Raw genomic sequence first — 24,912 nt, forward strand, 5'->3', positions numbered from 1 at the left:
TTTAATTAAGCCCGACGCAACTGGGCCACTCAGCCGGTTTTGCCGTTCATCCACCGGCCTCAGGTTCCCTGCCCCTTCAAAGGATCGCCAATGTCCCGATTCACCCGAAAGTCGTCTAAAAAGGCCGGAAGTTCTCCTGGAACCCTGATCCACGTGGGAGAAAAAAAAACGGACGATATCCGTCTTTCCATGTTGCACTATGATGCGGAAACGCTGCTGGAAGAATCTTTGGACCGCGTTGAAGCGGCGTTGCCCCGTCTGAAGCCGACGGCCACGACCTGGATCAATATCGACGGCATTCACGACATCGCCGTCATGGAGCATATCGGCAGGCATTTCGGCCTTCATCCGTTGACCCTGGAAGATGTGCTGAACACCTCCCAGCGGCCCAAGGCCGAGGCTTTCGACGACTATCTCTTTGTCGTGATGAAGATGCTCCATCATGATGCCAACAAAAATCTTATCTCTTCGGAGCAGATCAGCCTGATTCTGGGGAAGAATGTCCTGATCTCCTTCCAGGAGTCCGCCGGAGATGTATTCGAGCCGGTCCGTGAGCGGATCCGGAAAGGCAAGGGACGGATCCGCTCCGGTGGTTGCGATTATCTGGCATACGCGCTTATCGATGCCATTGTGGACAACTATTTTGTCATCCTGGAACGGCTGGGCCAGCGGCTGGAAAATCTGGAAGAGGCCGTTGACGACCATCCCGAGGCCTCTATTTTAGCGGAGATTCACACCATCCGGCGGGAGTTGATCTACCTGAGAAAGCAGGTCTGGCCACTGCGGGAAATTATCGCGCATTTCCTAAAAGACGACGTCGAATTCATTGGTGCGGCCACCCGTCTTTTCATGCGTGACGTATACGATCACACCATTCAGACCATCGATACCATCGAATCCTTCCGCGATATCCTGTCCGGCATGCAGGATCTTTACCTCTCCATCATCAGCAACCGTATGAACGAGGTGATGAAGGTGCTTACCATCATCGCCACCATCTTCATACCGGTCACTTTTGTCGCCGGTATCTACGGCATGAACTTTACCCACATGCCCGAGCTGACCTGGCGATGGGGCTACCTGTTTGTGTGGATCGTCATCCTGGCCATTATCGTCGGCATGCTTGTCTTTTTCAGACGCAAGAAGTGGTTTTGATTCTGGCCGCTGCCTTGTCCTGCCGGCGATGATGACGACTTTCAACAATTCGGAAGGTCGGGGCAACCCGGCGGGCCTTGGGAAAGATGCCGGCGGAAGTCGGCGTAAGCGAGCTTTATGCAGGGTTAAAAAAAATGGCCTTCCGATTTTACAAAACGGAAGGCCATTTAAATTTGGAAAACGAAGTCTTAGACCACAGTCACGTTAGCTGCGGCAGGTCCCTTGGGACCTTGCTCGATGTCAAAGCTAACCCGGTCTCCTTCGTTGAGAGATCTGAACCCACTGGAGTTGATTGCCGAATGGTGAACAAATACATCCGGACCGTCTTCCTGCTCAATAAAACCAAACCCTTTGCTGTCATTGAACCACTTCACGATACCATTTGCCATGCTAACATCCTCCTACGAATAAAAATTTAATCATTGCTTCAAACTTCAGGTGCCACTTTGACAAATGGACCAACCCCTGAGAAAGAAACCGAACCGCCAACAGCGACGGTCCTTTATGACTAGAAAAACATATCATGCATAACAATAAATGCAAGTTAAATATGACGAATACGTAAAAAGTCCCGATTCCGTGTCATTTCATGTTCCGCTTCGGCCGGTAATAATGAGTGGCCGTTCCATGAAAGATGTCGGCCGCCTCCTTGAACGTTTCGGACAGGGTGGGATGGGGATGGATCGTCAACCCCACATCGGTGGCATTGGCCCCCATCTCCAGGGCCAGGGTCGCCTCGGCGATCAACTCCCCGGCGCCGGGACCCACAATACCTGCACCCAGCAGGCGCTCGGTTTCCGGGTCGATGATCAGCTTGGTGAGCCCGTCACTGCGGCCTAGTGTGACGGCGCGGCCCGATGCCGCCCAGGGAAACCGGGTTACTGCGACAGCCATTCCCCTTGCCTTGGCATCGCTTTCGGTGAGGCCTGCCCAGGCGATCTCCGGGTCGGTGAAAACCACTGCCGGGATGGCTGCGGAATCGGCGATCACATTTTTTCCGGCGATATTTTCCACGGCGATGCGCGCCTCGTAGGCGGCCTTGTGGGCCAGCATGGGCTGGCCGGCCACGTCGCCGATGGCAAATACCGTTGGCGCTGTTGTCCGGCACCGGTCGTCCGTCTGGACAAACCCGTTTTCATCCAGCGACACCCCAGCCTTTTCCAAGGCCAGACCGGCGGTTTGGGGCCGGCGGCCCACAGCCACGAGCACCCGTTGGAACAACTGGGTGCGCGACTTTTCGTCCTGCCCCCGGAAGGTCACCTTGACACCGTTTTTCTGGATGTTGGCCGCCGTTACCGTGGTGTTAAGCAGGATTGCTTTGAACCGCTCCGTCAGGGTCTTGGTCAGGAAGCGCACCAAATCCCGGTCGGCGCCGGCAAGCAGGTGGGGCAGCATTTCCACAACGGTCACCGCCGAGCCCAACGCCGCGTAGACGCTGCCCAGTTCCAGGCCGATGTAGCCGCCGCCCACAACCAGCAGCGTCTTGGGAACCGTCTCCAGATCAAGGGCCTGCTTCGAATTCCAGATGCGGTCGCCGTCTGTGGGCAACATCGCTATTTCTGAGGAGCGGGAGCCCGTGGCCAGGATGGTGTGCTCGAAAGCCAGCTGGCTCGTTTTTCCGTCAGCATCCGTCAGCGACAGGGTATGGTCGTCCGAGAATACGGCAGAGGCGCGGGTGTGGGTAATTTTGCGCTGGTCCACCAACCGCCCCAGCCCGGCGGTGAGCCCCTTGACCACATCGGTTTTCCATTGCCGCATCCGGTCGACGTCAATTTTGGGTTTGCCGAAAGAGACGCCCCAGGCTTCGGCATCGGCAGCTTCGTGGATTAGCCGGGCGATATGCAGCAATGCTTTGGAGGGAATGCACCCGCGGTACAGGCAGACACCACCGGGGTATTCCGCCGGATCGATGAGGGTGACGGTAAAGCCCATATCCGCAGCCAGAAAGGCGGCCGCGTAACCGCCGGGGCCGGCACCGATGACAGCCACTTGTGTGTTCTTTTCAGCCATGGAGAATACTCGCTTTCCAGTGTCCTCCCAAAAATGGCATCTTTTTGCCCAGGCCGGTGTTTTCGCAATGCTGAGCGCGTAGTGAAGCTTCAGCGTTATCATCGATGCAGCGCTGCTGCGCCTGTGGGTTCGACATCGCTGGGGCCTTGGCTTGAACCATAATCCACCATTTGTTAAAGGACGCTTTTAATATCAATTGAGATGCACTTTTTTGGCTTTTCAGATAAATCGAAAATCAACGGGTCAATCGAGAAAAAGGGTCATGGGCTGTTCCAGTCCATCGCAGATCCAGCGCAGGAATCGTGCCGCGTCGGCCCCGTCGATGATGCGGTGATCGTAAGAAAGTGAGAGGGGAAGCACGGTCCTCGGTTCAAATCGGTCCTGCACAAACACCGGTTTGACGGTGGATCGGCTCACCCCTAGTATGGCCGCCTGGGGCCACAATACGATGGGGGTGAACCCCACCCCGCCGATGCCCCCCTGGTTGGAGATGCTGAAGGTGCCGCCCTCCAGTTCGTCGGGCTTGACTTTTTTGTTGCGGGCACGCTGGGCCAGGTCCCCGATGGCCTTGGCCAGATCGACGATGCTTTTTTGGTCGGCATCGCGGATCACCGGGACCAACAGGCCCCGCGGGGTATCGGCAGCGATGCCGATATGCACGTATCGCTTGAGAATGATGCGGCGGTTGGCGACGTCTATGCTGGCGTTGAACCGCGGAAACCGTTTCAGGGCTTCGGCGCATATGCGGGTGATGATGGCGGTGACGGTAAGCTTGGCACCGGCTTTTTCCACTTTCGGGGCATTTTTCCTGATGAATTCCGTTACACCCGTGATGTCCGCCTCATCAAACTGGGTAACGTGGGGGACGGTTGTCCAGGATGCCGCCGTGCTTTGGGCTGTCAGTCGCCTGACCGTATCCATCTCTTCGAAGCTGACATCCCCCCAGCGGCTGAAATCGGGCAACGCCAACGCTCCGGATACAGGTGGCGCAGAAGACCCCCCCGGAGCACCCGGCTGCTGTTGCCGTACATGTGACTTGATATCTGTTTCGGTGATTCGACCGCCGGGACCACTTCCGCTGACATCGACAATATCCACGCCCAGTTCCCTTGCCAGGCGCCGGATAGAGGGCGCTGCCGGTGCCAGCGGACGACCCGGCGGTGCTGCCGAGCGTGATGGTGGCGGCGCCGGTTCCGGAGAAGATTCCTCCCGGCTGGGCTCGGCGGCCGATGCAGTGACTTCCGATGGCCGATCTGATACCGGCGGTGCCGGTGTGGACGCTGTCTCTTCCTTGCTGCGCTCGGCAGCGGGATCAGGTTCTTCCTTCTCCGTTGCCGTCACCGGGGCATCTTCGTTTGCTTTGGGCGCCTGCCCTTCGGTGTCCACTCGGGCGATTACATCGCCCACGTTCATCTGGGCGCCTGCTTCGGCCAGCACTTCCGTCACCCGGCCGGCAAATGGAGATGGAATCTCCACCAGGGCTTTGTCCGTCTCCAGCTCGATCACGGTATCGTCAACCGCCACCGTGTCTCCGGCCTTGATGTGGACGGCAACCACGACGCCCGATTCAACATTTTCGCCAATTTCCGGAACTTCGATTGCTTGTATCATGGGGATCTCCTGCTTCTATGCGAACAAGGGATTGGTGCGATCGGGGTCGATCTTCAACGCCGTTCGGGCTTTTTTAACCGTGGCCACGGATATGGCCTTCTCCCGGGCCAGGGCAGACAGCGCCGCAAGAGCAATGTGTCTGGCATCCACCTCGAAAAAGTCGCGCAGGGCTTCGCGGGTTTCGCTGCGGCCATAGCCGTCGGTGCCCAACACGACCACCGGACCGGGCAGGTGGCGGGCAATCGTTTCCGGCAGGGCCTTGAGGTAGTCGCTGGCGGCCACGAACACCCCTGACGCCCCTGCGGTCTGCTGCTGCACAAAGGATTGCCGAGGTTTTTTCTCCGGGTTGAGGCGGTTCCAGCGGTCGGTGTCCTGAGCATCCCAGTAGAGATTCTTGTAGCTGGTGACGCTCCAAACATCGGCAGCGACGCCATAGTCCGATTCCAGTATGTTCCGGGCCTTGAGGCATTCGTTTAAAATGGCCCCGCTGCCCAGCAGGTGGGCCCTGGCTCTGGGTTTTTTAAGAGGAGATGATGAGAACTTGTAGAGGCCCTTCAGAATGCCTTCTTCGGTTCCGGCGGGCATTTCGGGCATAGGGTAGAATTCGTTGGTGATGGTCAGATAGTAGACTAAATTCTCACCATCCTCCAGCATCCGGCGAAGCCCCTCACGAACGATGACTGCGATTTCAAAGGCAAATGCCGGATCATAGGCCAACAGCGACGGATTGGGCAGGGCCAGGATGTGGCTGTTGCCATCCTGGTGCTGGAGCCCTTCTCCGGCCAGGGTCGTTCGCCCGGCGGTGGCGCCCAGCAAAAAACCGCGGGCCTGGATGTCGCCGGCGGCCCAGATCATGTCGCCGATACGCTGGAATCCGAACATGGAGTAGAAGAAAAAGAAGGGAACCATGTTGATGTCGAAGGTGGAGTAGGCCGTGCCGGCGGCGATGAACGAGGCCATGGATCCGGCTTCGGTAATGCCCTCCTCCAGTATCTGGCCATCAGTGGCCTCTTTGTAGTAGAGCAGGCTGTTGCGGTCCACCGGTTCGTAGTTCTGGCCCACATGGGAGTAGATGCCGATCTTGCGGAACAGGCTCTCCATGCCGAAGGTGCGCGCCTCGTCGGGTACGATGGGGACGATATAGCGACCGATTTTCTTGTCCGCCAGCAGCTTGCTGAGCAGGGTGACCATGACCATGGTGGTGGCCACTTCACGGTCACCCGACCCAGTTAAAAAGTCAGCGTACAGGTTTTTTTGCGGCGGCCGGAAGATGGGCACCGACACGCTGCGCGCCGGCAGGTAACCGCCCAGAGCCCGCCGACGCTCCTTCAGGTAGCGGATCTCTTCGCTCTCTTCATCGGGCCGGTAAAAGGGCGCATCCTGAATCTGGTCATCCGGGATGGGGATGCCGAAGCGGCTTCTGAAATGCCTCAGCTCCTGTTCGTTGAGCTTTTTCTGCTGGTGGGTGACGTTGCGGCCTTCGCCGGCTTCTCCCAGACCATAGCCCTTGATGGTCTTGGCCAGGATCACCGTGGGAGCTCCTTTGTGGGTGACTGCCGCTTGATAGGCCGCATACACCTTCTGGGGGTCGTGGCCGCCGCGGCGCAGCTTCTGCAACTGCTCGTCGGTGTAGCCTTCCACCATGCGGGCCAGCTGCGGATAGCGTCCGAAGAAATCTTTGCGTATGTAGTCGCCGCCGGCGACCGAGTACATCTGGTACTGACCGTCGGGCACCTCTTCCATACGCTTGGCCAGCAGGCCCTGATCGTCCTGGGCCAGCAGCGGATCCCAGTCGTCTCCCCAGATCACCTTGATGGCATTCCAGCCGGCCCCGCGAAAAGCCGCCTCCAGTTCCTGGATGATCTTGCCGTTGCCGCGCACCGGCCCGTCCAGACGCTGGAGGTTGCAGTTGATCACGAAGACCAGGTTGTCCAATCGCTCCCGGGAGGCCAGCGTGATGGCGCCTAAGGTTTCCGGCTCGTCGGTTTCGCCGTCGCCCAAAAAAGCCCACACCCGCCGGTCGTCGGGCGGTTGGATGCCCCGGTCCTCCATGTAACGGTTGAAGCGGGCCTGGTAGATGGCCATGATCGGTGACAGACCCATGGACACGGTGGGAAATTGCCAGAAGTCGGGCATCAGGTATGGGTGGGGATAGGAGCTCAAGCCCCCGCCGTCGGCCAGCTCACGTCGGAAGTTTTCCATCTGCGTCTCGCTGACGCGGCCTTCTAAATAGGCGCGGGCGTAAATGCCCGGTGCTGCGTGGCCTTGGAAGAAAACGATGTCTCCGGGATGATTGGTGCTCTTGGCCCTGAAGAAATGGTTGAATCCTACTTCGTAGAGGGTGGCGCTGGAGGCAAACGTGGAGATGTGGCCGCCAATGCCCGAATGCTGACGGTTGGCACGTACCACCATGGCCATGGCGTTCCAGCGGATGATGCTCTTGATGCGGCGCTCAATCTCCCGACTGCCCGGAAAGGCAGGTTGGCTGATCACCGGTATGGTGTTGATATAGGGGGTGTTGGCGGAAAAATGGATGTGAACGCCGCGCTGCTGGGCGCGCACCTGAAGGTGGCGCAACAGCTCCATAATGCGTGCGGGTCCCTGGTTTTCGTAGACATAATCCAGGCTTTCGATCCACTCCCGGTTTTCCAAGGCGATCTCCCGGGCAATGGCGTCGGCATCTTCGTGGGGCATGCGCACGTTCCTTTCCGTGGATGTGGATGAGTATGGAAGGCGGCCGTGGCGGCTGCGGCAGTTCGGTTGACAAGAACCCGCGGGCAGGCGCCGGACGTCTGGATGCTTTCCTATTATTGAGTCGATACCAAACGTCTGTCAATAGCAACGGGATCCACGGTTCAACCGATCTCATCTTGCATAAAGACCAGGTTGTTGATAATATCTCATGAATCGCAAAGCGTTGGGCATACGCACTTAGCCAACGCTACAGCCGCGAGACCTTCCTGTGGATGCCGTCCCGTGAATGTGGCAGGCACTGTCAGACCCGTTGATTACCTCATATGCAGACCTTTTCATCATCGAGAGCGGTCAAGGATAATGAAACTAGAATCAGCACCCACCCGGGGTCGAACGCTGGATCATGCCGCATTCGTATACGATACGCTCGAGCCGGTATTGCTGCTGGGCAAGCAGGCTGAATACGACCGACATCTCCTTTCCCTTTTAACGCTGACCGATTCGGATCGTGTGCTTGACCTGGGCTGCGGTACCGGCGTGCTCACCCGGATGATTGGCGACCGGTTGGACACTGCTGGGGGCGGGGAGAGCGTAGGCATCGATGCGGCGGCTAAAATGATTGCCGTTGCCCGAAAAAAGCGAGCCTCGGACAATTGCCGGTTCGAGGTGATGGCGGCCGAAAATCTGGCGTTCGAAGATGCCACCTTCGATGCAGTGGTTTCGAGCCTGTTTTTCCATCACGTGCAAATGGACCTTAAAGAAAAAGCGTTGGCGGAAGCCTTCCGGGTATTGAAACCGGGTGGGCGGCTGGTCATCGCGGACATGCACGTTCCCACCACATGGATGGGCGCTCTGGTGTCCCACGTATCGAGATGGTTCTTCATGCAGCCCCAGATCGGTGAAAACATCCGGGGCGTTTTGCCCGATGTCATTGCAGGTGCCGGATTCCTTCGCCCGGATATCGTTGCCACCTATTTCGGGTACATTGCCCTGTTCAACACCCGCAAACCGGAAGCCTGAAGATGAGCATCGGCGACAGCCTGTCCGCTTCCGTCGCCCAAATGGAGCAGGTGCCGCTCTTGGCGGCACTGATGGCTGAACTGAAATCCGGGATATTGATATACTGGGAGGCTGCGGACCAGATTCTACGGCAATGCGGCGTAGCTCTGAAGGAACCCACGCAGGCCTCCTTTTCATTACAGAAGAACTTCTTTTCCCTGTTGTTTCTCTACTCCTACCATCGGGCGGGAATCCCCCGATCCCGACGGATCGTTTATGCTGCCACCCTTCAGTGCCTGAGGGGAATGGTTACCGGTTGCGACAACCTTTTGGACGACGAATACAAACAAACCCTGGACACCGATATTCCCGCCACCGGCTACCGCTTCCGCTCAGTCATGGACATCATGGTTTCCGACCGGGTGCTGTTCCAGGTTCTCATGGATGCGGCAATCCGGCAGGAGATCGCCAGTGATCGGGTTCTGGCGGCCACCATTGCATCCATGCAGACAATGACCCGCAGCGGCGTGGAGGAAGCCGCGGAGGAATCGGGCATCACGGTCATCCTGCAACCGGAGGAAATCCTTAAATCGATCCATCACTTTAAAACCGGCATCCTGTTTCAATGTCCATGGGACATTCCCCTGACCATCGAAACGATGGACCAAAAAATGTTGGCACCGCTGCTAAAAGGGCTATACCGGATCGGCATTGGCTGCCAGATCATGGACGACCTGGTGGACATGCCCGGTGATATCCAGGCAAACAGGCACAACTATTTGGTCTCTTTGATTCACCACGGTCCACACCCGGTCGAAAAAGACCGGCTCAAGAAGATGATGGCGCCGGGGCGCAGCGATAACGGGAATGCATGGTGGATCAACTCTTTTCCTGAGGCGATCAGGCAGGCTTCAATAACATCCCGTCGTTTGCTGAAAGATGGTTTCGGAGCGCTTTTTTCAATCGAACACCACGGTCTCGTTTCACCCGCCATCCGTTTTCTGGAAGAGAGAATCGGGGCGCTTCGCATTATCAAGGATGCAAAACCATGAAACCGGGCGATGCCGCATATTGGATCCGGATCGCTATTCATTTCCTCGTTCGGTCCGGCCGCGCCACGGCCGTTCTTTCCGTCATGGTGGTCACGGCGGTCGCAGCGCTGATCTTTCTTTCCGCCTTGGCTGTAGGTGTCGAAGATGCCATGCTTCGCAATACCGTGGGACTGTTTTCCGGGCATGCCACCGGCTATAATCTGCCTGAATCGATTCCAACGGAAGCCCTCATGGTCCAGGGCGTCCAAACGGTCCTCAAACGCGTCTATCTGCCGGGCTTTCTTTCGAGAGGTGGCTTCGTCCAACCCATGGTGCTTTGCGGGATCGATCCAGCACGGGAGGCCGATCAGACCGCTCTGAAAAAAAAGATCAGGGAAGGGCGCTACCCCTTGCCCGGTCAGGCAGAAATACTGATCAGCCGCGATGTAGCAGAAACCATGGGTGCCCGGATCGGTGATCACCTGGGATTCTTATTCCAGCCTGATGGAAATGCCGTTCAATTTTCAGTGTCGGGAATTTTTCATACCGGCCTGGAGGCACTGGATCGGGATTTGTCTTTCAGCCCGATGAAAATGGTTCCAGCCGAAGCCGTTCCATGGTCCGCCGCTGTTTTCCTGGAGCCAGGGGTCACTGTCGACACCATCCTGGACATCTACCGGCAGCAATTGCCGGATCAGGTCCGTTTCGAATCCTGGGAGACCCAGATGCCGGACCTGCGGCAGCTCATCGACCTGGAGGTCGTTTCCATGCTGATTGTTATCCTCCTCGTTTTCGGTGTCGTGGCGATTGGCATTGCCTGCGCCTTCGTGATTTTCATCATCCGCAACATGAGTGAATACGGCATCATGAAGGCCATGGGAGTGACCACCGTTGAAATGTCGACGCTCATCGTGGCCAAGGTGGCCCTGATGAATCTCATTGCCTGCGGTGCGGGTCTTTTCATCGGGGTCCTGTCCGTGCTGGCCGTGGCCTATTGGGGTGGCATCGACATTTCCTCGTATACTTCCCACAACCGATATTTTTCCGTGTCCGGTGTGATCGTTCCGCGGTTGACGGCTTTTTCACTGTGGGCACCCCCGGTGACGTCGCTGCTGTTCAGCCTGCTTGCGGCCGTCTGGCCTGCCATGATGGTGGCCCGGAAAAAAGCCGCGGATATCTTGAGACTGATTTAAGGCCATGATTCAACTCTCCCACATCACCAAATCCTTTCGATCCGGGCGCGGCCAGGTAAAAGCCCTTTCAGATATCTCCCTGTCGGTGGACATTGGCCGCTTCGCCGCGATCGAGGGTGTATCCGGCTCCGGCAAGTCCACGCTGCTTTACTGCATCGGTGGGCTCGAAAAGCCGGATCGGGGGGAGGTTCGCTGTTTCGGCACGATCATTCACCGGCTGACGCCATCAAAACTGAGCCTTTTCCAGCGTCGCCACCTGGGTTTCATTTTCCAGCGGGGTAACCTGCTATCATACCTCACGGTGGCCGAGAATATCGGTATGCCATTAACCTTGAACGGTATCGTGGGGAAGGTTCGTGACAAAAGGATCGAAGCGCTGCTGTCCGATATCGACCTCAAATCCGCGACCAACGCCTTGCCCCATGAACTGTCGGGTGGTGAAACCCAGCGGGTGAGCGTGGCCCGGGCCATAGCGCATCGGCCGAGGCTCCTGTTAGCCGATGAACCTACCGCCAACCTGGATACGTCAACCGGGCGGCGGGTCGTCCAGCTTATGCGGGACCTGGCAAAGGATCATGGTTGCACAATTATCATGGCGACTCACGACAAGGAAATTACCGACACTGCTGAACCGGTGATCGGTTTGAAAGATGGACAGCTGATCAGGGAGGAAAAATGAAGACTGTCAAGCGAATCATCATCTGCATCATCGCCCTTTCGGTTATGAGCGGTTGCGCATACCGACATTACCTGGGCCTGCATGGCCCGTCAGTCCTCAACGCTCCGGACATCCACGAAGGGTTGACCGAAGACGCCGAATGCCTGGGCTGCCACCACCCGGACCGGAATCCCACGGGGCCGCCCACGACTCACCCGCAATTCACCGGCTGCCTGAAGTGCCACAGTGATCCGCTCAACTGATTTTGCCCGCCGTTAAGCGAACCGATGCAACCGGTGAGATAACCGTACCGTCAAAAGCGCAAATAGAAAAACTCATACTCGCCGTTGTTGATATCGATCTTCAGGTTGTAGCCCCTGGCTTCGGCAAACACAATCCAGGGCGGCCGCCCGCCGCCGCCGCAGTCGTAAGTGGGCCAGAATTCACCGGTTTTTCCGCTGTGGTAGGACAGCATCATGGCATTGCTGTCTATGTCACGGGCTTTTGCTTTGGCCATGTCACGGGCTGTCGACAGATCCAGGTCAGCATCCGCGACATTCATCGTAACCGTATCCAGGGTATATTCATTTGTTGCTCTAAGTTCCGCCATCAGTATATCCTTTCCCTTCAGTCGAATAATGAAATCAAAATAAGAATCCTTGGGCATTTGTAAATCAAGGTCTTGTCGGCGGGTTGCATCATCGTTTCTTTTTTTGGGCGATCGGGGTATGATTATTTTTCTAAAACCAATGAAAATCCGGGAAGGAAAACATGAGCAAGATACTTGAAGCCACCAACCTGGCCGTGTTCTGCGACTTCGAAAATGTGGCCCTCGGGGTGCGGGATGCCCGCTTTGCCCAGTTCGACATCAGCAAGGTGCTCGAACGGCTGCTGCTCAAGGGCAGTATCGTGGTCAAAAAAGCTTACTGCGACTGGGAACGATACAAGGAGTTCAAGGCGGCCATGCACGAGGCGGCTTTCGAACTTATCGAGATCCCCCATGTACGCCAGTCGGGCAAGAATTCCGCTGATATCCGAATGGTAGTCGATGCCCTGGACCTGTGCTACACCAAATCCCACGTGGACACCTTCGTGGTCGTCAGCGGGGATTCGGATTTCTCACCATTGGTCAGCAAACTGCGCGAGAACAACAAGAACGTCATCGGCGTGGGAGTAAAAAACTCCAGTTCCGACCTGCTGATCGCCAATTGCGATGAATTCATCTACTATGACGACCTGGTCCGCAAGAAGAAAAGGGCCAAAAAACCGGCCCGCAAGCCGCCGGCCAAGGGACCCAAAACCCCGGCCCCCGAAGCAGCCCCCAAAGAGGATGCGGAGACGCTGACGCAGGAAGCGCTGGATCTGGTGATGGAGACGTTGGAGGCCCTGGCCGAAGAGCGCGGATCGGAGGACAAAATCTGGGGATCCATGGTCAAGCAGACCCTCAAGCGACGTCGCCCGGGCTTCAACGAATCCTACTACGGGTTTCGCTCCTTCAAGCGCCTGTTGGACGAAGCTGCCAGCCGCGGACTCATGGAACTGGAATCTGACGAAAAGTCCGGGGGATATATTATCCGCAGCTTCCATTCGGAGGAGTGACCCACTTTCAATCCAATCCACCGGACGGGCCCATGCGCAACGGCCCGTCCCGGGTCGAGATCCACAATTGGCAGTCGCAGCCGGAATCGGCAATGCCGGAGACGGCGATGGCCCATTCGGCTCGCCCTGGACTTAGCTTCACACGGTATTTACCGCCCCTGATACCGTGGCCAGCACCCAGCTTGGTAGTACCCACCTTGACGCACCTGGCATTGCTGCCCATATTTGTAACATTGTACCCACCTTTGCACAGGATGCCGACCGATGGAAATGCTCACCCAGTCTTTGGATGATGATTTGAAGGCGGAAATTGAAACCCTCCGCGAGTCGGTCCGCCGCATGGCGATTGATACGCCCATACCCGGCCTGCCCCGGCCGATGACACCCATTGTGCAGGCTGACCGCATCCTTCAACGGCTGGCGCACTGGCTGCTGGATGACGAACAGCGGCAGGTGATGATCGACCATCCGTGGCAGGCTTATTTTCTGAATGCCGCCGCCTGCCTGTGCGACATCGGGCTGATGGACGGCCGCAGCGTATCAGCCGACAGCAACATGGCCCGGCGCTCCCACGACTGGATTCAACTCAACTGGCAGGCGCTTGGGATCAAAGATGCCCAACGCGCCGGGATTATGGCTTTGATCTGCCTGCAGATCAAGGCGGCCGGCGACCGTGATCCAGCGCGTGTGGGTCCCGGACCCGTCCGTTTTGCCGGCACCCGGATCAACACGGATCTGATTGCCGCCTGCATCCACCTCGCCAGCGCATTGGACCTGAAGTCACCTGCCACCTTCATGGCCATTGCCGCCCGTCTGCCCGGCAGTTCAAGCGGCTTGTCGACGACCTGGATGGATGCCTTTGAGGTCGACGGCGCCGGGCCGCACCCTTACCTGCCGGCCACCATTCGCGTAAAAATCAACTGCCGCGACCCGGAACTCCACCGGGCCCTGAAACACCACGAACGAGCCGTTGGGGAGCGGCTCAAGGGCATCAACCAGCGGGTCCGTCCGCGATTTCTGTTTGCCGACCTGATCTATGAAATCGAACCGGCGGGGTATCAGCCGGTGGACCTCAGGTATACCGTTGACACCGCCGCCGCCCTGCAACTGTTCATGGGCAACCGGCTTTACGCGGACAAGCGCGTCTTCTTGCGTGAACTCATCCAGAATGCAGTGGACGCCTGCAGCATGCGCAAACTGGGCGACAAGGCATATATGCCGGCCATTGCCATTGCCTTCAACGACGACATCAGCCGCATCACAATTCGCGACAACGGCATCGGCATGGACCGGCAATGGCTCGAAAAATACTTTCTCTCCATCGGCATCTCCTTCTATCAGTCCGATGAGGTCAGAGCCGTCAATCGGGATCCGCGCATCGACATCGGCTTCATCAGCCAGTTCGGGATCGGCTTTCTGTCCAGCTTCCTGGTGGCGGAAAAAATCGTCATCAGGACCCGCAAGGGCGCCTCGCCCGGGCTGTTGATCACCATCACCAGTCTGAAGGATTACTTCGACGTGCGGCCCCTGGACGATGACACACCAGTCGGGACGGAAGTGACCCTTCACCTGAAGCCGTCCAAGATCAATTACTGCCGCAGCATAGAATTCACCGGCTACTTGAAGACCAACATCCGGTTCCTGCAGATTCCGGTCAGGTTTACCGACGAGCGAGGAAATTCCACCATCCTCGGCAACGAACCCTTATCGTATGCCGTTGTCAAGAACACCGAGGCCGACTTTGTCGCCCCGGTGATCTTCGATGACGCCGAGGGATTCATCTACCTAGGCGTAAAAATGCACGACGCAGGTATCTTCGCACTGGAAACGGCCACCGGCGGAATTTCCGTCTTCCAGGACGGCATCTTCGTGACCCAGGACGATCGGTTGCTGCCGGAAGGCGCCCGTCAGCATGTGGTGGGCCGGATCAACCTCAAGGGCCGCGACAAGTGCGAACTGAGCATGGATCGCAACCGGATCTTCTGGACAGGCCAACGTAAAAAACAGATCCGGCAACGGATCCTCCTGGCGCTGGTAGGCATCGCCAACCGGCTGATGAACGCATTAGACGCCCAGGGCGCATCCGTGGACACCAGAAACAGCCTGATCAACCACCTGGCCATCTTCTTCGATTTCAGCGAAGTCGACGACGTGGTGCATGACCGCTTGTGCCAGCCCTTGCGGCGAGTGGTGGAGAAGCGCTTCAGGGATTTTGTGCGTGTCCATTTCCCCCACGCGCGTTCGTCCGGCAGGATCCCGGAGGCCGACGGCTACAACGAGCAGTGGCAACAGCGGGTATTGGCCTCCTTTGCTCCGATGAATTGAGTCGTTTGGTTTGTGCCTGTCATGGCCACCGCCAAGCGCGAAAGGAAAACCGATATGAGATCCATGATCATGACCCTGGCAGGAGCCATGCTGTCGACCCTGGTTGGATGCCAGTCCATGCCGCCGATCCATACCGTGGCGCAGGTGGACCTGGAGCGGTTCATGGGCGACTGGTACGTGATCGCCAACATCCCCACCTTTATCGAAAAAGAGGCCTACAACGCCGTGGAATCCTACCGCCTGGCCGAAGACGGGTCCATCCACACCACGTTCACCTTCAACAAAGGCGACTATGACGGTCCACTGAAGACGTATACCCCCCGGGCCTTCGTGCGCGATACGACATCCAACGCGGTCTGGGACATGCGATTCGTCTGGCCCTTCACGGCCGAGTACCGCATCCTCCTGCTATCTGCCGACTATTCCAAAACGGTAGTAGGCCGGACCAAAAGGGATTATGTCTGGATCATGTCCCGCACACCATCGATTCGCGAAGAGGCGTACCTGGAGATACTCCGGTTTTTGGATCAAGAGGGGTATGACATCGGCAAGGTGAAAAAGGTGCCGCACCTGCCGGGTGGCTGACCGGCGTTCATTTCTTACCTCGGCAATGGTCAACCAGCGGCAAACGCCGTGGTGCTTAAACAAGACAATGCAAGGAGGAACGGCATGCCGACAATTGTACGATTTCATGAAACGGGAGCGGCGGATGTACTCAGGCTCGAGGAGTTGGCGGATTCACAGCCCGGCAGGGGCGAAGTGCGCCTGAAGGTGGCGGCCATCGGTCTTAACCGCGCCGAGGTGATGTTCCGCCAGGGCGTGTATCTGGAGGCGCCCACATTGCCCTCGCGCCTCGGCTACGAGGCCGCCGGAACGGTTGACGCGGTGGGGCCAGGTGTCAGCGGCATTCAGGTCGGTGATCGGGTCAGCACGATCCCCTCTTTTTCCATGACCCAATACGGTGTTTATGGCCAAAGCGCCATCGTACCGGCCCACGCTGTCGCCCGATACCCGGACACCTTGTCTGCGGTCGAAGGTGCCGCCATCTGGATGCAATACATGACCGCCTACGGCGCCCTGATCGAATACGGCAAGCTACATAAGGGGGCGTCGGTTCTGATCACCGCCGGCAGCAGCAGCGTCGGCCTGGCGGCTATTCAGATCGCCAAATCAGTGGGTGCCCTGGCCGTGGCGACCACCCGGGGGGCGGATAAAAAACCGTTCCTTTTAGAAGCCGGTGCCGATCACGTCATCGTGACCGATGAGTCGGATATGGCCGAACAGACCATGGCGGTCACCGACGGCAGGGGGGCCGACATCCTCTTCGACCCGGTTGCCGGCCCGTTTCTGGAAAAGCTGGCCCAGGCCGCGGCACCCGGTGCCACGATTTTCGAATATGGGGCGCTGTCCATGGCTGAGACCCCGTTTCCGCTGTTCGATGCCCTCGGCAAAGGCCTGACCATTCGCGGGTACACCCTGTTCGAGATCGTCAAGCAGTCCGCGAGTATGGCCCGCGGTAAACAGTTCGTCTATGACGGCCTGGCATCCGGCGCCCTCAAGCCGGTGATTGCGCGCACCTTTGCCCTGGAGGCCATCGTCGAGGCCCACCGCTTCATGGAGTCCAACCGACAGGTGGGCAAAATTGTGGTGACGGTATGAATTTAAAGGTAAAACAAAGGATAGACGCGTTGTGACCGTCATGCTGGTACCCAGCGCCATTGGTGAAAATCGATACTGGATTTCCGTTCTCGCTTGAATGACAAATGTCGGTACACAAAACGCACCGATTGCTACGCTAAAATGCATCGCTTGCCGGGAGGATCACGTCCCTGGTTTTTCTTGAGACGGTCCGAAAAAAAGGCCGTGTCCATCGATCCTCGAGGGGGACGAACATGGCCTTTTGGGATAGTTCAGTGGTGGGGTTTGTGGATATGGATTCACATACGCTTGCGCTTGCAGCCATTTCTTATAAAACCAATGGGTGCTCCTTCAAGGCATAATGGACGATACCTGTTTGTATCTCACCTGCGCAGATAGGGATGGCGTTGGTGGATTCAATCAGCGCAGCTGCACGGTAACATCGCCGACGGTAATTGCGGTGGCCATGTTCTTGATTGTTCCGTCCGAACATACAAATTCATCGGCTTCGACGCTCACCGTCATGCCTTCTTCAAGGTCTATATTATACTGATTGAACAGATAGTTGATTTTTACACCGTAAATTACCGTGCCATCGACGAGAATCGTATTCGGCCGGGTTGTTATTTTCTCTATTGCTCCATCAAATGTTTCCGCAAATGCGTTTTGTGCGACCACCATGCTCATGACAAGGGCAATAATTATCATAAATCGTCCCATAGGATTTTTCATTCGTTTCTCCTTTTCTCATTGATATGATCGATGTTTTAATCGTTCTCGATACCCACCACGCCACCGTTCACATATAAACGAGAAAATGCCGGCAAGGTTACATGCTTTTTTTAAAAAAGCCGTAACCCTTCATTTTCCGAGCAGGGCCGACACCGCACCCTGAAGGATGTGTCAATGCTATTGACGCACGCCGCACACCGTTCCTATAATGAGAAAATCAATCATTTCTGCTTGCTGCGATGACCCTTTTGTCGACCGGCCTTGCCCGCACGGTGGCTTTCTTGATTTAAATGTCGCGGCCTCAATTACCAAGGGAGCTGGTTTCAAGAAAAAAGCCAGGCTTCCAGCTGGGGGTGAACCAGCAACGGGGCCGCACGTGTGAACGCCTACCGGAAGTCGTCGCGGTGAGAGCGAGGAGAACCAACCCAAACAAAGGGGCCTGACCGATGACCGAATCCATGCGTATCATGACCGAAAACCCGTTGAATGCCGAAACGCCGGCAGTGCGCCTGCGCTCCTGGATTACACCCAATGCGGTATTTTTCGACCGCAACCAGGGCAAAATTCCGGAAGTGCCGATTGATTTGAACGATTGGCGCTTGATTCTCGATGGGGAGGTTAAAAAACCATTGAAATTGGACATGGACCGGATCCAACGCCTGCCCAAAGCCATCGTTGCCAATACCCTGGAATGCTCGGGGAACAGCCGGTCCCTGCTCGACAAGAAAGCGTCCGGCAACCCATGGACCATCGGCGGTGTCGGCAATGCCGTCTGGGGTGGTGTCTGGCTCCGGGACCTGCTGAACGATGCGGGGCCGGCAGACCGGGCCGCCCATGTCGCGTTTGAAGGAATGGACACCCCCCTCGGCAAGGCCCAGATTAAATTCGTGCGCAGCATCCCCATCGAAAAGGCGATGTCATCGACCCTTTTGGCTTATGAAATGAATGGGGACCCCCTGCCCTTGAAACACGGGTACCCCTTGCGGGCACTGGCCCTGGGATGGACCGGGGCCAACTGCGTGAAGTGGCTCAATCGTATCACGGTGCTGGAAAAGCCATTCGAAGGGTTCTTCATGGACCAGGTCTACCGGGTTTTCCAGAAAGGAGAGACCCCCGCCACCGGCGAGATCGTCACCGCCATCGCCCTGAAATCCATTATCACCCAGCCCCTGACCGATGAGCGCCTGGAAAAGGGAGCGGTGGTTGTGCTGGGCGCCGCCTATGCCGGCGAAGGGCATGTGGAACAGGTCGAGGTGTCCGTAGACGACGGTGCCCGCTGGCAGGCGGCTGAATTTATCGGTCCGGATGAGCCGTTTGCCTGGCGGCAATGGCAGTATGTCTGGCATGCAAGTCAGGCCGGTGTATACACGATCAAGGCACGGGCCGTGGACGGTCAGGGCCGGCGGCAGCCGAAAACCGCCCAATGGAATTTTCTCGGCTACGGCAACAATGGTGTCGATGAGCACGCCGTTAAGGTCTTCGTCGAGTGAATGCGATGGCCCGATCCGACCCGAGGAGAGCACGGGTGATGGGCGCCTCTACCCCTGTTTGCGCCGGATCATGCGTCTGATGGTGTATTCCATGACCGGTTCATCATCCTGATTGTTGACCTGTTGGAAAAAAGTGACGACACCCCGATCCGGTTTGCGGGTCTGGCGTTTGTCCACCACGTCGATTTTCACACCGACGGTGTCGCCGATAAAGACCGGCCTGACCACCTTGAGTTCGACACCCAGAAACGCCAGGCCCGTACCATGCAGGATACCGGACAGGATCGTCAGGCCCTCGGAGATCGAGAACGTCAGTGCTCCTGGAACGATAGGCTTTTTGTAGGGTGTCTCATTGACCACGTATGCCCGGTCCATGAACAGGGGCTCGAAAAAACCGAAAGCGGTGGTAAAGTTGATATGGTCCGCTTCGGTGATCGTACGACGGTCCGTTGCGTATTGCCCACCGGTAGAGAAGTCTTCGAAATACAGTCCACGGCAGATCATGGAAGGCCCTTTCCTGAATCGGCTCGCGTTGAAGGTTTCATCGCCTTGCCGGGCTATTGTCGATCATAATTCCATTTGCGTTTCAGCATCTCCCGCAGGGCGGTTTTTCCCGCATCGCTCAGCCCGAGACGGTCGATCTCACGCGCCAGCTGATCCGGGTCGCCGTGCCCGCTCGCGTATCCGTTGAGGCGCGCCACGGCGGTGGAGTTCACGAAATCCGGGTGAAGCGGATAGACGCGTGACATGTCGGCGTGCAGGTCGTAGTTTTGTTTGAGAATATACTTTTGATGGTAGTCTTCAGCAATGGTAAAGCTGCGCAGTGGCACAACCTCTGTTTTGACGCTGCGGTTGATCTTTTTCTCCACCGCCGCCTTGGACGCCATGGCCGCCTGCCGCTGCCGGTCGTCGTGGTAAAACACCGCATTCATGTACTGCCGGGACCACGACCGCCCGGTGGGCTTGTGGCTCTGCCAGAAGATGTCCAGCAGTTCTTTGTACGTGATCCGCTGCGGGTCGTAATCCACCTGCACGGTTTCCGTGTGGTCACCGATATGGCCGTAGTCCGGATTCTCCTGCCGACCGCCGGCGTAGCCGACGCGTGTGCGAATCACGCCTTCGATTATCCCGAACCGGGACTCGATTCCCCAGAATCAGCCCAGGCCGAAGGATGCGGTCTCGACGACCGCCGGCGCCTCCGCATCGATGGGCGGGATTGCCAGCAAATTGGTTTCGGTTTTCAATGCCAGGTTCATGGCTTCCTCCTCTGTTTTGGATCCTTGACCTGCCCGTGAGTCCATCGTCGGGGAACCGACCCACAGCAGGGACAGCATACCCATGAAAAATAAACACCATTTGCCGGTTGTGCAGCATCTTTTTATCATCGCGCGGCCCCTTTCTTTCTGCTTATCCGTATTTACCCTTGAAAAGGGTGGGTCCCACCGGTCAAACACCGGTACGGACAAACCATAACCACGAACGAGCAGGCCTGCTGTAAAGATTCGATAAAGATTGCCGGGTCGGGGTTGAGGCGGCAGCGCGCCCATATGCCTTTTTGCCATGTCGCCTGAAGGGTTTTTATTTGGCGGACGATGGGTTATGATTCCAACTCATCAGTCGGGCAACGATCATTTTCACTCTCACCACCGCCCCAACCGGAGCCGGCAATGAAAAAGCGGGTTGATCCACCCATGCACAGCGCCGAGCACATCCTCAACCAGGCCATGGGGCGCCTGTTCGGTTGCGACCGGTGCTTCAGCGCGCATATCGAGCGTAAAAAATCCAAATGCGACTACCGGTTCGACCGGTCGCTGAGCGACGCGGAGTTGAAAATGCTGGAAGAGGAAGTCAATGGCGTGATCCAGGCCGACCTGAAGGTCTCGGAACGCTTTGTCTCCCGTGACAGCGCCCGCAACGCCTACAGTTTATCACGGCTGCCCGATGACGCCGGGGATCGCATCCGGATCGTGACGGTCGGCGACTACGACCACTGCCCGTGCATCGGCCCGCATGTCTCTTCGACTCGAGAGATCGGTACGTTCCGGATAACCTCGTCAGGGTATCAAAACGGGGTCCTGCGCATCCGCTTCAAGCTGAAACGGCCGACAACGCGTTGAGAAGGAGATCGGATCCAATCACTTCCCAACAGAGGCTTTCAGGGCAACACGCTCAAACCCCGCGGCGGCTCTCGATGACCTTGATAATCCGCAGGATGGTTTTGTTCACCGGCGTGGGCACTTGATATGCTTTTCCCAGGGACACCACCTTCCCGGCAAAAATCTCCACCTCGGTTTTTCTCCCGGCTTCCACATCCTGGAGCATGGAGGTTTTGCCTGTCGACGAAAGCGAGTTCATGATGATGTCCCATTCATCGATGTCCGCTTCGGTCAGACCGATGCCGGCCTTCTCGGCCAGGGCGACCACCTCCGCCATCAGCGACCGGATCAACGCCCGGGCGTCGGGCGACGATTGAAAAAGGCCATACGGCGCGCGAAGCACGGCCGATGCCTGGTTGATACCCACGTTGATCATGAACTTCCACCACATGGCCCGCATCATGTCCACCGGGATCTCGTTGGGAATTCCTGCCCGGTTCAAGGCTTCCTGAATCGGTGCCAATGGGGGACCGTGGCCCTCATCACCGACAGGGCCGAAAACGATTTTGCCAGGATTGGCATAGGTGAATCGATCACCGTCGCGCATGGCATCGATGCCCACGGCGATGGCGTAGACCATCTTGTCCATGCCGCAGGCCGCACCGATGGCTTCCTCGCTCTCCAGGCCGTTCATGACCGACAGGATGGCGGTATCCTTGCCCACCACGGCTGCGATGTCGCCGACGGCGCCGGCCAGGTGGTGGTGTTTCAAGGCCACAAGAACCAAGTCCGCCGGTTCCGTTACCTTGTCCGGGTGAACCACGGGGACATTGTACAATCGGGTGTTTACGTTAAGTGTTTGGTTTTTGAGTCGCTCGTAACGCTCACCCCTGGCCACGAACGAGACGGAGAACCCGGCGGCATCGGTGAACATGGCGGCATAGGCGGCGCCCATGGCACCAGCCCCCACAATTGACACGTTTCGAATGGTTGTCATGGTTAACGCTCCTGATGGGGTGTTCTGCGTGAAACCGGCCATTGGCATGATATTCCCACGCCGGCGGGCGGTTGCCGTTTTTTTTAAAAAACGGTTACCTTTTTGCAATCCGGCGCTCTATTCAATGAACCGTCGATTTTTACCTGTATCACATTTCAACGGAGATAGAACATGGTTCAGCCGCCTGCAGCCCATCGAAACGAGGACCGTACCCTACTGGCCATCCTGGATTCACTCTTCATGGGAGTCATGATCATCGATCCGGCTGCGCACGTTATCGTCTATGCCAATGACGAAGCCAACAACATGATGCGCCGATCGTCGGCAGAGGTCATTGGCCGGGTGTGCCACGATCACGTCTGCCCCGCAGAAATGGGCAAGTGCCCCATTACCGACCTGGGCCAGAAGATCGATCATTCCGAGCGCTGCGTGCTCAACCGTAATCGGGAGAAGGTCCCCATCATCAAAACCGTCAAATGGATTACCTTCAACGGTCGGCCGCACCTGCTGGAAAGTTTTCTGGATATCAGCACCATCAAAGAAAAGGAAAAGCTCGAGGGCGTCTTGGAGATGGCCGGTGCCGCCACCCATCACCTCAGCCAGCCGATCCAGGTGCTGCTCAGCGGGGCGACCTACCTGAAACGGGAGAAGTTCGACGACCATGTCCGGGAAATGGCCACGATCATGCTGGACGCATTGGATCGGTTGAGGGAACTGATCGGCCGGATTCAGGCGATTACCCGGTATGAAAGCCAAGCTTATGTCCAAGGCAAGCGGATTGTCGACATCTACAAATCGTCGGCGGACGAGATGGAGTCCGACGGCTGACCCGCGATCCAGCATGTATTCCCAGTCGCTGGCGGCGGATTTAGCGAACGACCAGCCAGGTTCCTATCAGCATCAATCCAATGCCGCAGAGGCGGTAAAGGTCAAGGGGCTTCAGCTCTGCACCGAGTACGCCGAAATGATCGATCACGGCGCTGCTGACGAACTGGGCGGCGATGATGATCGTCATCGCCGACACCAACCCCAGGCGCGCGGTACCATATCCGATGGTGCCGACGATCACCAGGCCCAGTGCGCCGGCGGACAGCGCATACCAGGGCACCCCCTGCCAGGCGGCCAGGTTGCCGCCCCGGCTCAGCAACATGACCAGGCCGATGAGCAGCCCCCCGCCGCCGTAGGTGATGAACACGCTCTCCAGTGTGCCGATCTGTTTGTCCATCAGGGCCATGAACTGAGCCTGGAGGGTTACCGCAATGCCGCCGATGGCTGCGATGATGATCAGGGGTATGAATGTGCCCAAGGACGGTTTCCTTTCTGTTTCGGTCGCATCTGGTGGGCCGCGGTCTGCTTGTTCGCAGATGGCAGCGGAAGATATGCCTTGAAACGGTTGTGCACGGGCCCTGTCACGGGCAAGAACCAACAAGACAACGTTTCTATAACGTCCGCAGTGGCTTGAAGAGGTACTCAAGCCCGTTGATTTTGATTTCATATACCATATGCAGCATGTCGCCCAACGGTCCGCCCGGAAACCCGTTGTTGGCCAGCCAGATCACATAGGCCTCCGGCAGATCGATCAGCAGGCGGTCCTTGTACCGGCCGAAGGGCATGCGCATGCGCGCCAGTTGGAGCAGCACCTCCGGATCCGGCATGCAGTCATCGTCATCGGTCATCTGGTTTTCCCCTCCTGTTTTTTTAGCGAATGGTCGTGCTTAGCCGCAACGGTGAAAAATGGCAAGGCCGGGGATTCCTTTTTGTATTTCACCATCGCCAAAGCATCGCACCGGCCGAGGTGTTAGGATGGTTTCTTGTTGCATTCAGGCGAGGGCCTTTTCAGCGTGTTTGGCGGCCTGATTTGAAAATCCAGGGCGATGCCTTATCTTTGCCTATATTTTTATCAACGTTGTATTCAGGGGCATTCTCTTAGAGCCAGGGACACTCCCCGTTTTCATGACGACAACCGCCCAACATGGGCACCGGCCCTTCAACCCTTGGGAGACGCAACCACCATGGCCCTGATCGAAGCGCGCAACCTAGTCAAAACCTATGCCGTGGATCACCGTGCCATCACCGTGCTGGACAATGTTTCCATGCGTGCCGAAAAAGGGGAATTCATCGTTATCGCCGGCAGCAGCGGCAGCGGAAAAACCACTTTGCTGACCCTGCTTTCCGGGCTGGATCACCCCACGTCAGGACAGGTGTTCATTGACGATCGGGAGATCACGCATGCCTCCGAAGAAGATCTGGCCCCGTTGCGCAACCGGACCATCGGTTTCGTGTTCCAGTCCTTTCATCTGGTGCCGTCGATGACCGCCATGGAGAATATCATGTTCCCGGCAGAGCTGACGGGTGATCCCGATGCGAAGGCGCGTGCAGGGCATCTGCTGGCGCGGGTAGGACTGTCGGCCCGGGCCGACAACCTGCCCAGCCAGTTGTCCGGGGGAGAAAAGCAGCGCATTGCCCTGTGCCGCGCCATGATCAACCGGCCCAAACTGCTTTTTGCCGACGAGCCCACCGGCAACCTGGATTCGGAGAACGGCAGGATGGTGCTCACCCAACTCATCGATCTGAAAAACGAACATGGGGCCACCCTGGTGCTGGTAACCCACAATCCGGAAATTGCCCGGGCCGCCGATCGGGTGATTTCCCTTAAAGATGGACACCTGATCGGATAGCCGACC

The 24,912-nt window shown here is 57.4% G+C and carries 26 protein-coding genes; 14 read left to right on the forward strand and 12 right to left on the reverse strand.

What is annotated here, in order from left to right; genetic code table 11:
* Window positions 1–90 precede the first annotated feature (90 nt).
* The gene (gene corA, locus ACZCED_RS02215) at window positions 91–1,155 is read left to right on the forward strand and encodes a magnesium/cobalt transporter CorA (protein ID WP_464860128.1); all 1,065 of its coding nucleotides are present in this window, start codon (window positions 91–93) and stop codon (window positions 1,153–1,155) included.
* Window positions 1,156–1,343: 188 nt separating this feature from the next.
* Here corA and ACZCED_RS02220 read toward each other — a convergent pair whose 3' ends face one another.
* From ACZCED_RS02220 to aceE, 4 genes are all read right to left on the reverse strand, one after another.
* On the reverse strand, window positions 1,344–1,544 hold the full coding sequence (locus ACZCED_RS02220) for a cold-shock protein (RefSeq protein WP_462971346.1): 201 nt from the start codon (window positions 1,542–1,544) through the stop codon (window positions 1,344–1,346).
* A 193-nt stretch (window positions 1,545–1,737) separates the two neighbouring features.
* On the reverse strand, window positions 1,738–3,165 hold the full coding sequence (gene lpdA / locus ACZCED_RS02225) for a dihydrolipoyl dehydrogenase (RefSeq protein ID WP_464860129.1): 1,428 nt from the start codon (window positions 3,163–3,165) through the stop codon (window positions 1,738–1,740).
* Window positions 3,166–3,408: 243 nt separating this feature from the next.
* Window positions 3,409–4,776, reverse strand: coding sequence for a 2-oxo acid dehydrogenase subunit E2 (locus ACZCED_RS02230; RefSeq protein WP_462971348.1), 1,368 nt, complete (start codon window positions 4,774–4,776; stop codon window positions 3,409–3,411).
* A 15-nt stretch (window positions 4,777–4,791) separates the two neighbouring features.
* Window positions 4,792–7,470 (reverse strand): pyruvate dehydrogenase (acetyl-transferring), homodimeric type, encoded by a 2,679-nt coding sequence (aceE, locus tag ACZCED_RS02235; RefSeq protein WP_462971349.1) that lies wholly within the window; start codon window positions 7,468–7,470, stop codon window positions 4,792–4,794.
* Window positions 7,471–7,830: 360 nt separating this feature from the next.
* On the opposite strand from aceE, the gene ACZCED_RS02240 reads away from it, so the two are divergent.
* From ACZCED_RS02240 to ACZCED_RS02260, 5 genes are read left to right on the forward strand one after another with little or no spacing between them, the layout of a single operon-like run.
* Window positions 7,831–8,490 carry a class I SAM-dependent methyltransferase gene (locus ACZCED_RS02240; protein ID WP_462971350.1) on the forward strand — a complete coding sequence of 220 codons (660 nt, stop codon included), beginning with the start codon at window positions 7,831–7,833 and terminating at the stop codon, window positions 8,488–8,490.
* 2 nt (window positions 8,491–8,492) lie between these two features.
* Complete coding sequence (locus tag ACZCED_RS02245) at window positions 8,493–9,521, forward strand: hypothetical protein (protein WP_462971351.1); 1,029 nt, start codon at window positions 8,493–8,495, stop codon at window positions 9,519–9,521.
* Window positions 9,518–10,693: an ABC transporter permease gene (locus ACZCED_RS02250; RefSeq protein WP_462971352.1), complete on the forward strand. Its 1,176-nt coding sequence runs from the start codon at window positions 9,518–9,520 to the stop codon at window positions 10,691–10,693. Before ACZCED_RS02245 ends, ACZCED_RS02250 begins: the two co-directional genes overlap by 4 nt.
* Before the next feature lie 4 nt (window positions 10,694–10,697).
* On the forward strand, window positions 10,698–11,372 hold the full coding sequence (locus tag ACZCED_RS02255) for an ABC transporter ATP-binding protein (RefSeq protein WP_462971353.1): 675 nt from the start codon (window positions 10,698–10,700) through the stop codon (window positions 11,370–11,372).
* The gene (locus ACZCED_RS02260) at window positions 11,369–11,614 is read left to right on the forward strand and encodes a hypothetical protein (RefSeq protein ID WP_462971354.1); all 246 of its coding nucleotides are present in this window, start codon (window positions 11,369–11,371) and stop codon (window positions 11,612–11,614) included. Before ACZCED_RS02255 ends, ACZCED_RS02260 begins: the two co-directional genes overlap by 4 nt.
* A gap of 50 nt (window positions 11,615–11,664) precedes the next feature.
* Here ACZCED_RS02260 and ACZCED_RS02265 read toward each other — a convergent pair whose 3' ends face one another.
* Window positions 11,665–11,961, reverse strand: a complete 297-nt coding sequence (locus ACZCED_RS02265; protein ID WP_462971355.1) for an AF1514 family protein — start codon at window positions 11,959–11,961, stop codon at window positions 11,665–11,667.
* A gap of 161 nt (window positions 11,962–12,122) precedes the next feature.
* On the opposite strand from ACZCED_RS02265, the gene ACZCED_RS02270 reads away from it, so the two are divergent.
* A complete protein-coding gene (locus ACZCED_RS02270; protein WP_462971356.1) occupies window positions 12,123–12,950 on the forward strand; it encodes an NYN domain-containing protein in 828 nt (275 codons plus the stop codon).
* A gap of 7 nt (window positions 12,951–12,957) precedes the next feature.
* On the opposite strand, the gene ACZCED_RS02275 is transcribed toward ACZCED_RS02270, so the two are convergent.
* Window positions 12,958–13,146: a hypothetical protein gene (locus ACZCED_RS02275; protein WP_464860130.1), complete on the reverse strand. Its 189-nt coding sequence runs from the start codon at window positions 13,144–13,146 to the stop codon at window positions 12,958–12,960.
* A 68-nt stretch (window positions 13,147–13,214) separates the two neighbouring features.
* Here ACZCED_RS02275 and ACZCED_RS02280 point away from each other — a divergent pair, with 68 nt between their 5' ends.
* The 3 genes from ACZCED_RS02280 to ACZCED_RS02290 all read left to right on the forward strand — a co-directional run bounded on the left by ACZCED_RS02280 (window position 13,215) and on the right by ACZCED_RS02290 (window position 16,934).
* Complete coding sequence (locus tag ACZCED_RS02280; RefSeq protein WP_464860131.1) at window positions 13,215–15,275, forward strand: ATP-binding protein; 2,061 nt, start codon at window positions 13,215–13,217, stop codon at window positions 15,273–15,275.
* 54 nt (window positions 15,276–15,329) lie between these two features.
* Window positions 15,330–15,860, forward strand: coding sequence for a lipocalin family protein (locus tag ACZCED_RS02285; protein WP_462971359.1), 531 nt, complete (start codon window positions 15,330–15,332; stop codon window positions 15,858–15,860).
* 84 nt (window positions 15,861–15,944) lie between these two features.
* Window positions 15,945–16,934: a zinc-dependent alcohol dehydrogenase family protein gene (locus ACZCED_RS02290; RefSeq protein WP_462971360.1), complete on the forward strand. Its 990-nt coding sequence runs from the start codon at window positions 15,945–15,947 to the stop codon at window positions 16,932–16,934.
* Window positions 16,935–17,333: 399 nt separating this feature from the next.
* Here the strand turns inward: ACZCED_RS02290 and ACZCED_RS02295 are convergent, their stop codons facing one another.
* A complete protein-coding gene (locus tag ACZCED_RS02295; RefSeq protein ID WP_462971361.1) occupies window positions 17,334–17,645 on the reverse strand; it encodes a hypothetical protein in 312 nt (103 codons plus the stop codon).
* Between the two features lie 446 nt (window positions 17,646–18,091).
* On the opposite strand from ACZCED_RS02295, the gene ACZCED_RS02300 reads away from it, so the two are divergent.
* Entirely contained in the window at window positions 18,092–19,135 is a 1,044-nt protein-coding gene (locus tag ACZCED_RS02300) for a sulfite oxidase (RefSeq protein ID WP_462971362.1), read from the forward strand.
* A 48-nt stretch (window positions 19,136–19,183) separates the two neighbouring features.
* Here the strand turns inward: ACZCED_RS02300 and ACZCED_RS02305 are convergent, their stop codons facing one another.
* Both ACZCED_RS02305 and ACZCED_RS02310 read right to left on the reverse strand, forming a co-directional pair.
* A complete protein-coding gene (locus tag ACZCED_RS02305; protein ID WP_462971363.1) occupies window positions 19,184–19,639 on the reverse strand; it encodes a MaoC family dehydratase in 456 nt (151 codons plus the stop codon).
* A 53-nt stretch (window positions 19,640–19,692) separates the two neighbouring features.
* Window positions 19,693–20,280 carry a peptide-methionine (S)-S-oxide reductase MsrA gene (locus tag ACZCED_RS02310; RefSeq protein WP_462971400.1) on the reverse strand — a complete coding sequence of 196 codons (588 nt, stop codon included), beginning with the start codon at window positions 20,278–20,280 and terminating at the stop codon, window positions 19,693–19,695.
* Between the two features lie 522 nt (window positions 20,281–20,802).
* Between ACZCED_RS02310 and ACZCED_RS02315 the strand changes: the two genes are divergently transcribed.
* A complete protein-coding gene (locus tag ACZCED_RS02315; RefSeq protein ID WP_462971364.1) occupies window positions 20,803–21,252 on the forward strand; it encodes an alanyl-tRNA editing protein in 450 nt (149 codons plus the stop codon).
* A gap of 52 nt (window positions 21,253–21,304) precedes the next feature.
* Here the strand turns inward: ACZCED_RS02315 and ACZCED_RS02320 are convergent, their stop codons facing one another.
* Window positions 21,305–22,228, reverse strand: a complete 924-nt coding sequence (locus tag ACZCED_RS02320) for a ketopantoate reductase family protein (RefSeq protein WP_462971365.1) — start codon at window positions 22,226–22,228, stop codon at window positions 21,305–21,307.
* Between the two features lie 171 nt (window positions 22,229–22,399).
* Between ACZCED_RS02320 and ACZCED_RS02325 the strand changes: the two genes are divergently transcribed.
* A complete protein-coding gene (locus ACZCED_RS02325; protein ID WP_462971366.1) occupies window positions 22,400–23,056 on the forward strand; it encodes a nitrogen regulation protein NR(II) in 657 nt (218 codons plus the stop codon).
* A 40-nt stretch (window positions 23,057–23,096) separates the two neighbouring features.
* Here the strand turns inward: ACZCED_RS02325 and ACZCED_RS02330 are convergent, their stop codons facing one another.
* Window positions 23,097–23,534, reverse strand: coding sequence for a DMT family transporter (locus tag ACZCED_RS02330; RefSeq protein WP_462971367.1), 438 nt, complete (start codon window positions 23,532–23,534; stop codon window positions 23,097–23,099).
* Between the two features lie 133 nt (window positions 23,535–23,667).
* Window positions 23,668–23,904 carry a DUF3820 family protein gene (locus tag ACZCED_RS02335; protein WP_462971368.1) on the reverse strand — a complete coding sequence of 79 codons (237 nt, stop codon included), beginning with the start codon at window positions 23,902–23,904 and terminating at the stop codon, window positions 23,668–23,670.
* 336 nt (window positions 23,905–24,240) lie between these two features.
* Between ACZCED_RS02335 and ACZCED_RS02340 the strand changes: the two genes are divergently transcribed.
* Window positions 24,241–24,906, forward strand: coding sequence for an ABC transporter ATP-binding protein (locus tag ACZCED_RS02340; RefSeq protein ID WP_462971369.1), 666 nt, complete (start codon window positions 24,241–24,243; stop codon window positions 24,904–24,906).
* Window positions 24,907–24,912 lie beyond the last annotated feature (6 nt).

It is taken from the genome of Desulfosarcina sp., from assembly GCF_055467485.1.